At 65.1% G+C, this 2,272-nt stretch carries 4 protein-coding genes and 1 pseudogene; all 5 read left to right on the top strand.

Features of this window, described 5'->3' with window-relative positions; genetic code table 11:
* On the top strand, positions 1-256 hold a 256-nt coding region (locus tag F6Q13_RS17150; RefSeq protein ID WP_293059119.1), incomplete at its 5' end, for a DUF1778 domain-containing protein.
* Entirely contained in the window at positions 257-772 is a 516-nt protein-coding gene (locus tag F6Q13_RS17145; RefSeq protein WP_293059117.1) for a GNAT family N-acetyltransferase, read from the top strand.
* Between the two features lie 373 nt (positions 773-1,145).
* Positions 1,146-1,241, top strand: a pseudogene (locus F6Q13_RS20330) (type II toxin-antitoxin system RelE/ParE family toxin); the annotation flags it as partial.
* A 4-nt stretch (positions 1,242-1,245) separates the two neighbouring features.
* Positions 1,246-1,593 carry a helix-turn-helix domain-containing protein gene (locus F6Q13_RS17140; protein WP_367141351.1) on the top strand — a complete coding sequence of 116 codons (348 nt, stop codon included), beginning with the start codon at positions 1,246-1,248 and terminating at the stop codon, positions 1,591-1,593.
* A 184-nt stretch (positions 1,594-1,777) separates the two neighbouring features.
* Entirely contained in the window at positions 1,778-1,945 is a 168-nt protein-coding gene (locus tag F6Q13_RS17135) for a hypothetical protein (RefSeq protein WP_293059113.1), read from the top strand.
* Positions 1,946-2,272 lie beyond the last annotated feature (327 nt).

Below are 2,272 nucleotides of genomic sequence, written 5' to 3'. Positions count from 1 at the left end.
TCTACAGCTGCGCGTCGACGCGGCGTCGAAGCGTCGGCTGGAGGAGGCTGCCAGCGAGGCGCACTTAAGTGTGTCGGCATTCGTCCTGCAGGCCGCACGTCAGGCCGCCGACGACCTGCTCGCCGAACGACAGACCATCCGTTTGTCGCCCGACGCGGCAACCGCGTTCACGGAAGCACTGAACCGGCCGGCGCGGGTGAACGAACGGCTGGCGGCTGCATTGCAGCGCTCACAAAAGTTCAGCTGGCTGGACTGAGTGGAGTTCTACCGGCCGACGTTGCTGGACCCGGACAAGCATCAGCGCGAGGGCTTCGCCTCGGGCGAACCGTCACGAGACGAGTGGCTGCGCCGCTACGCGGGCCAGAACCGACGCGGCAACACCGCAGCAGTGTGGGTCATCGCCGACCGTGGCCATCGGGTGGTGTGTTACGCAACGTTGTCGATGACTTCGGTGAATCGAGCCGCTAGACCGGCTCCTGTGGCGACGGGCGCCCCGATGCAAGTTCCCGCGCTGCTTGTCGGTCGCCTAGCCACCGACACGCATGTCACTGGACTTGGGCTCGGCACTCACATGGTGAAGCACATCCTGGCGACTGCGGCCGAACTGAACCTCAAAGCAGCATGCCGGGCCGTCGTCGTCACTGCGCTCAACCCCGGCACCGTCACTTGGTGGCAGCGGTTCGGATTCGCGCCGTTCGACCCCGAGGACCCGACAAACCTCGACCTTTACCTGCTGACCAAGGACATCACCGCCACACTCGCCCAACTCTGAGAAAGCTGATGTGGGCTTGACGTAAGTTGGTGGACACATCGGTCAGGCGGCTTACGCCGTGCCAGTGAGTCGCAGATCCTCGATCGTCGACGGGTCGTGTCGGCGACCCTGCACAGGCGTCGTCACCCGCGCCTGTTGCCGGTCAACTACAGCGCGCCCACCGGACGCCCGGGCAGCCGCGCGCGGGGCGAGGCCGTCTGCGTAACGTGCCAGGTGGCCGACCGCCGTCGAGACCTCGCCTGGCTTCTATATGGCTTGGCACAACTCGTGAGGATATCTGCGCGCAACGCGGGGAGATTCGGTATGAGTTTGGCCAGCAGCTGTTTCGCCGGCAAATGGGGCTGATGCCAAACAATTTCTACGTCGCGAAGTTTGCGTCCTTCACGTCTTCACGAAGAAGTCGCAACCGACACCGATCAATGAAATTGATCTGGCCGGGAAGCGGTATAGCGAGGCACGAGACGGCTGACAGCGTGTTCTACGATCGCGCTGCGACCCCGGAGGAGGCGGCCAACCTCACCGCGCGCGGCCTGTTGATGATCGCCATTGAGCAGCGAATCAGGGAGGAGGGTTGGGCGCAGACCGAGGCTGCCGCGCGTCTTCATCTGACTCAGCCTCGAGTTTCGGATCCGTTGAACGGAAAGATCAGCAAGTTCAGCCTCGACGCGCTGGTCAATATGCTTGCACCGGTTGGGCTGACGATCGGCGTCCGACCGGTTGCACGCCCACCGGTGAGGGCGGCGAGGAACGTCAAACGGGTTTCCGCGGATGGTTCATCCAGGGCCACGTCGAGCAACCGCAAATCGTCCAGCAGGCACTGACCAGACGACGGCACCGTTCGACGCCGGTGATGTCGGCGCTGCATGGTCGATCCCGCATCGCGGCTTGAGCTTAGCCGGCCGGTGGCGCACGACGGGCCGCAGTGAAGTTCGTTGATGTAGCAGCTCGTCACTGAAAAGTCGCTACGAGGCGGGCATTTCGAATAGTGGTCCGACACCGTGACGAGTGGCAACGTTCGTCGCCGACGCGGCGGTGAAGGCACGGCCACGGAGATCTACGCCCACCGGCGTCATCGGCTCACCATCCCAGGCCACCGCCGCCAAGGGCAGCAGTGCCCTCGACCACCTCGGCCGCAACGTCGACACCCTGATCGAACTCCTCACCACACGTTGAGCACACGCGACAGCTCGGCGGCTACCTTCCGGGCTTCGCTGCGCTCCCTTCGCTTCCGTCCGCTGGCGCTCCCGTCCGCGCCGGTCGCTCCACTGCGCCTTGCGTCCGCCGCCGAGCACCACACCAGCGCCCACCACTCAGTGAGAACACCGGCCGTGTTCGCGCCTGCCACCGCCAGGCCAACGGCGTTTGCGCCTCTCGCGCGGCGACCAGAGCCTGGCCAGACCGCCGGCCACCGTGGGACACATGCCCTAACCTCCCACGTGAGTTCACTGCTATCAAGTCGAGCTACGCGAGGGGTCACACGCCGGCCATCGAGTGGCCTCG

This window comes from Mycobacterium sp. (assembly GCF_008709575.1).
GTDB lineage: Bacteria > Actinomycetota > Actinomycetes > Mycobacteriales > Mycobacteriaceae > Mycobacterium.
This window is presented reverse-complemented; position numbering and strand designations above follow the sequence as displayed.